The sequence below is a fragment of the Aeromonas sp. ASNIH8 genome (assembly GCF_002919855.1).
GTDB classification, from domain to species: Bacteria; Pseudomonadota; Gammaproteobacteria; order Enterobacterales; family Aeromonadaceae; genus Aeromonas; species Aeromonas caviae.
Genome location: NZ_PQLN01000158.1, coordinates 1 through 5,859, shown reverse-complemented (window position 1 = coordinate 5,859; position 5,859 = coordinate 1). Strand labels below are relative to the sequence as shown.

Genomic DNA, 5,859 nt, shown 5'->3' with positions numbered 1-5,859 from the left:
GGGCAAGGGTGGGGGCGAAGTGCTGGCGATAGAAGCTCACCAGCAGATCCTTGGCCGCCGGCGGCAGGCTGCCGGAGAGGGTGACGGGCCCGAACAGGTAGCGGTATTGGGGATAGCGGGCCAGATAGGCCCCGATGCCGAACCAGAGGTAATCGAGCCCCCGCTTGCCCCAGTAGGCGGGCTGGATGAAACTGCGGCCAAGCTCGATGGCCTGTTCCAGCCGGGGCAGCAGCTTCTCTTCGAAGCCGAACAGGGTGTGGCTGTAGAGGCCATCCAGCCCCTTGCTGGCCAGCCGTTCGGCCACCGGGGCGAAACGGTAGGCGCCGATGATGTCGAGGCGGGCGGGATCCCAGAGGATGAGGTGGTGATAGTCATCGTCGAAGGCATCGAGATCCCGCCGCTTGCCCGAGCCTTCCCCCACCGCCCGAAAGGCGATCTCCCGCAGGCGCCCCAGCTCACGCAGGATCACAGAGTGGCTCTGCTCGTGGCGGCGATAGAGCAGGATACGCTGGCCGTCCGGGGTCTGGCCGAGCAGCTCGCACCCGTCGATGGCCTGTTTCAGCAGGCGGCGATCCTCCGGCAGGGCGATGGGGGCCTCGGTCTGCAACCGTCCCGCCTTGCCTCGAGCGATTCGGTAGAGGTGGCCGCGCACCAGCCGGGCCGCCGTCTTGGCCGGCAGGTCCTGAAAACTGGCGAGGGGAATGCGCGCCCCTATGGTCACCGGCAGCGTCTGCCCCTGCTGGCGAAACAGCTGACGTACCAGCAGCAGGGCGGAGGCGGGCTTGTTGAGCCAGGAGGCGAGATAGAACCAGAGGCTGTTGCGCCCTCCCAGGTGAATGGGCACCAGGGGCGTTCGGCTGCGCTGGGCCAGCTTGATGAAGCCGGCCTGCCAGGGGCCATCCTTCACCCCCTTGGGGCCGAGGCGGGAGACCTCGCCTGCGGGGAAGATAACCAGGGCCCCGTCGGCGGCAAGGTGTTCGTTCATGGCGAGGATGGCCTGCCTGTCGGTCTTGCCCCCCAGGTTGTCCACCGGCAATAGCAAAGGGCGCAGCGGCGCGAGCTGGGCCAGCACCTGGTTGGCCACTATCTTGACGTCGGGGCGGATGCGCCCGATGAGGCGCAGCAGGGCCAGCCCGTCCAGGGAGCCGATGGGGTGGTTGGCGACAAGAATGACCCGGCCGCTGGCGGGAATGTGCTCGAGCTCGGCCTCGCTCACCCGGTAGTCGAAGTGGAGCTCGGTGAGGGCCTGCTCGACGAAGTCCAGACCGCGCAGGTGGGGATGGCGCGCGGCAAAGCGGGTGAAGGCCTCCTCGTGCAGCAACCAGCTCAGCCCCTGCCTCATCAGGGGACGGAGGCGGGGCTGGCCGGCGAGGCGGGGCAGGTGCTGCCCCAACAGGGTATCGACGTCGAACATGGGCAAGGCTCCGCTGAACTTTGCCCCAGCTTGACGCCCCTGCGTGCCTTTCGTGTGTCGGTTGGGTGACGGTTTGATGACGGGGCGAGCCCCGTCCTTGCTCCCTTACTCTGCCCGCCAGGCAGAGGTGAGGCGCACCAGTGCCACCAGGGTAGCGACCGCTTTTTCCATGGATTGCAGGGGGATGAACTCGTGCTTGCCGTGGAAGTTGTGGCCGCCGGTGAACAGGTTCGGGCAGGGCAGCCCCATGAAGGAGAGCCGGGCGCCGTCGGTGCCGCCGCGAATGGGTTTGATCTTGGGCACCACGTCGGCGGCCTCCATGGCGGCTTTGGCCAGCTCGACGATGTGGGGATGGGGTGCTATCTGGCTGCGCATGTTGCGGTAGTTGTCCGCTATCTCCAGGGTGATGCGCGCCTTGGGGGCGTCCAGCTGCAGGGAGGCGACCCGCTCCTTGAGCTGGGCCTTGCGGGCGGCGAAGCAGTCATCGTCGAAGTCGCGGATGAGGTAGTGCAGGGTGGTCTCCTCCACCGTGCCCTCCATCCGGGCTAGGTGGAAGAAGCCCTCATACCCCTGGGTGCACTCCGGGGTCTGCTCGGCGGGCATGGCGGCATGGAAGCGGGCGGCCAGGGTCTGGCTGTTGATCATGCTGCCCTTGGCGGTGCCGGGGTGGACGTTGTTGCCTGTGATGCGCACCGTGGCGCTGGCGGCGTTGAAGTTCTCGCATTCGAGCTCGCCGAGCTCGCCGCCATCCACCGTGTAGGCCCACTTGGCCGGGAAGCGCTCCAGCGGGAAGCGGTCGGCACCGCGCCCTATCTCCTCGTCCGGGGTAAAGCCTACCCAGACATCGCCACGGGGGATCTCGGGGTGAGCCTGCAGGTATTCCACGGCGGTGAGGATCTCTGCGATGCCCGCCTTGTCGTCGGCCCCCAGCAGGGTGGTGCCGTCGGTGGTGATGAGATCCTGCCCCAGGTAGTTTTTCAGGAAGCGGTACTGGCGGATGGCCAGCACCTCGTCCCCCTTGCCAAGGCAGATATCGCCCCCCTGATAGTTCTCGACTATCTGGGGAACGACGCACTCGGCCTCGTAATCGGCGGTGTCCATGTGGGCGATGAGCCCGATGGCGGGGGCATCCGGCTGGTTGCCCGGCAGGCAGGCTGTGAGGTAGCCATGCTCGTCCAGGGTGACCTGGCTCAGCCCCATCTGCGTCATTTCGTCGCACAGGGCCCGGGCGAAGAGGCGCTGTCCCTCGCTGCTGGGGCAGGCAGGATTGGTCGCATCGGAACGGGTATGAAAGGTGAGGTAGTGGAGAAAGCGCGAAAGCAGGGTGTTCATGGGCAAGCCTCGGGTCACGAAAGAGGAGTCATTGTGGCCAAGACGGCGGCGCCGCTTATTGCGTCAGCGCAGTTTTTGATGACTTTATGGGGGAGAGGAGGGCCATCGAGGGGGAGGGGCAGGGATCATCGCTCGGCAGTTTGCATAAAAATTCCAAAATAAAAACTGGTTAAGCAATTGCGAAAAAGCTGAATTTCCCCTCGGCCCAGCGCTGGCAAGGGGTGACCCAAAAAGCGTGACGTGTTGGTTATTTTCATCGCCTCGCCCACGCACTCCCATCCCCCGCCATCCCAGAGCCCGCCTTGCTGGCAGCGAGATTTTGCCCCCTGATGAAAACCCGTTTTTTAACACGATTTTTTATTGTCACTGGCTGCGGTAAGTGTGTACACTCCGCGCCGATCCAAGGGCAACCCTGCGCAGGCCGTGTCCGCCAGACCCGCAGGATCATGACGCCTATAGGGCGAGGCACGCAGAAACGACAGACACTGCTGGGGAATGGTTTCTTTAATACCCGTTAGGCTCCGGTATCAGGGAGAACAACGGACTCTCATCTTTCAGCTGACCGAGTGGGCTTCGGGCTCATCATCTCCCTTGTCATGGGCGGTCACTGGCGTTGAGCGGGTCGTAGTGGTTGTCGTCCATCAACACGATGCGTGCTGACGTCTTCCCTTCTCTTCCTTGAAACCCTCTCCTGTCCGTCGGGATAGCTGCCGAATGATGAACAAACGGCGTGGCTGATGCCGATTGTCATCAAAGTACCGCGGTACGCCGGCAAGGTGTTACCGCATACCGTTGAGCTTGATGTAAAGCCACCAGCCCCACATCAAGACTCGTTACTTCCCAAGATCCACCAGGCAGCCTTGGCTTGCCGCGATGTGCAATGAACAGGATGTGGCGGAGCATGCTCCGTTGCGGGTCCAACGTCAGCAGGCCGCTCTGGCTTGCCGCATTTTGCAATCAATGGTCTGGATGTGATTGAGGGTAACGAAGGCGGCCCACGGCCGCTCATTTGCGAGGCATAGCCCATGACTAACTGGTCCAGCAAGGACTCCTTGAAGGTCTACAACGTTCCCTACTGGGGTGCGGGTTTTTTCAATATCAATGACGCCGGTCATGTGACCGTCTCTCCCGACAAGTCTCGCCCCGAGGCTCAGATCGTGCTGTCCGAGGCCATCGAGCAACTGCGCCAGTCCGGGCTGACCACGCCGGTGTTGCTGCGTTTCCCCGACATCCTCAAGAGCCGGGTCGATGCGCTGTTCAACGCCTTCGGTCAGGCCATCGAAAAGTCAGGCTATGAAGGGGATTACCTGTGCGTTTACCCGATCAAGGTAAACCAGCAGCGCCGCGTCATCGAGACCATCAGTCAGTCCTACAGCGACAAGCCGAGGCTTGGGCTGGAAGCGGGCTCCAAGCCCGAGTTGCTGGCCGTGCTGTCCCATCATCATGAGCAAGGCTCCGTGATCGTCTGCAACGGTTACAAGGACCGCGAATACATCCGCCACGCCCTCCTGGGCAACCTGATGGGCCACAAGGTCTACATCGTGGTGGAGAAGCCCTCCGAGCTGGAAATGGTGCTCGACGAGTCTGCTCGTCTCAACATCAAGCCCAACATCGGGGTGCGCGCCCGTCTGGCGTCCACCGGCTCCGGCATGTGGGAATCGAGCGGCGGTTCCATGTCCAAGTTCGGCCTCTCCGCCTCCCAGATCCTGGCGCTGGTGGAGCGTCTGCGCAGCCTCGGCAAGCTGGACTGCCTGCAACTGTTGCACTTCCACCTGGGCTCCCAGATCGCCAACATCCGCGACATCCAGGGCGGCATCCGCGAGTGCGGCCGCTTCTACGCCGAGCTGTGCCGTCTTGGCGCCAAGGTCGAGGTGGTGGACGTGGGCGGCGGCCTGGGTGTGGACTACGAGGGCACCCGTTCCCAGAGCCACTGCTCCGCGAACTACAGCCTCTCCGAGTACGCCAACAACGTGGTCTGGGGCATCGGCGATGTCTGCCGCGAGTTCGACCTGCCGCACCCGACCATCATCAGCGAGTCCGGCCGTGCCCTGACTGCACACCACGCCGTGCTGGTCACCAATATCATTGGTGCCGAAGGGGTGGAGGTGAACGACATCAGCGCCCCGGACGAGGACGCGCCCACCATCTTGCAGAACATGTGGAAAGGGTGGCTGGACCTGCGCGGGGAAGATCCCTCCCTGCTGGAGATCTTCCACGACTCCGTGGCGGATCTCGGTGACGTCAACGCCCAGTACACCATGGGCCTCTTGAACCTGGAGCAACGTGCCTGGGCCGAGATGCTGCACCAGAACACCTGTCTGGCGCTCAAGGAGCTGCTGAACCCAGTCAACCGCAACCACCGCGCCCTGGCCGACGAACTCTCCGAGAAACTGGCTGACAAGTGCTTTGCCAACTTCTCCCTGTTCCAGTCCCTGCCGGATGCCTGGGGTATCGGTCAGGTGTTCCCGGTGATGCCGCTGGCCGGCCTCGAGCGTCCGCTCACCCGCCGCGGCATCCTGATGGACATCACCTGTGACTCCGACGGTCAGGTGGAGCACTACGTCGACGGTCTGGGGGTGGAAAGCACCCTGCCGATGCCGGTCTACGGTGAGCACGAAGAGTGCCATGTCGGCTTCTTCCTGGTGGGTGCCTATCAGGAGATCCTGGGGGATCTGCACAACCTGTTCGGTGACACCCACTGCGCGGAAGTGTGGCTGGATGAAGAAGGCAAGATGGACATCCGCAACGTGGTGCGTGGTGACACCGTCGACCAGCTGCTGCGTTACGTCAACATCGACCCGTCCGTGATCCGCGAGAACTACCAGCGCATCGTCTCCCACCCGGCGCTGGACGACGAGACCCGCAAGGCCCTGCTCGACGAGCTGGAGCTGGGTCTGCAAGGCTACGCCTACCTGGAAGACGAATAAGCCAGCGGCTTGTTCCCCGTCGGTCAAATGACGGACATGAAAAACGGCGCCTTCGGGCGTAATGCCGATCAGTTAAGGATCCATTGACCGATCCTCAGGCTGTGTAAGAATCCGAAACTCCTTGTTGGGTTTCGGATTTTTTTATGCGTATCGACCAAGCTCTCGACTTCATTCACGCCTGTCCTC

General features: G+C 63.2%; 3 protein-coding genes. 1 reads left to right on the top strand and 2 read right to left on the bottom strand.

All coding sequences use genetic code 11. The features are described from left to right. Together C3418_RS22515 and pepT are read right to left on the bottom strand one after the other, a co-directional pair. The coding region (locus tag C3418_RS22515; protein ID WP_103859317.1) for a lysophospholipid acyltransferase family protein at positions 1 to 1,414 on the bottom strand (1,414 nt) is incomplete at its 3' end. A gap of 105 nt (positions 1,415 to 1,519) precedes the next feature. Beyond that, a complete protein-coding gene (pepT, locus tag C3418_RS22510) occupies positions 1,520 to 2,746 on the bottom strand; it encodes a peptidase T (protein WP_103859316.1) in 1,227 nt (408 codons plus the stop codon). Between the two features lie 1,025 nt (positions 2,747 to 3,771). Between pepT and speA the strand changes: the two genes are divergently transcribed. After that, positions 3,772 to 5,673 (top strand): biosynthetic arginine decarboxylase, encoded by a 1,902-nt coding sequence (gene speA, locus C3418_RS22495; RefSeq protein ID WP_042882536.1) that lies wholly within the window; start codon positions 3,772 to 3,774, stop codon positions 5,671 to 5,673. Positions 5,674 to 5,859 lie beyond the last annotated feature (186 nt).

Coding starts and splice junctions, on each gene's coding strand:
- speA (WP_042882536.1), top strand. CDS start 3,772: ATGACTAACTGGTCCAGCAAGGACTCCTTGAAGGTCTACAACGTTCCC.
- pepT (WP_103859316.1), bottom strand. CDS start 2,746: ATGAACACCCTGCTTTCGCGCTTTCTCCACTACCTCACCTTTCATACC.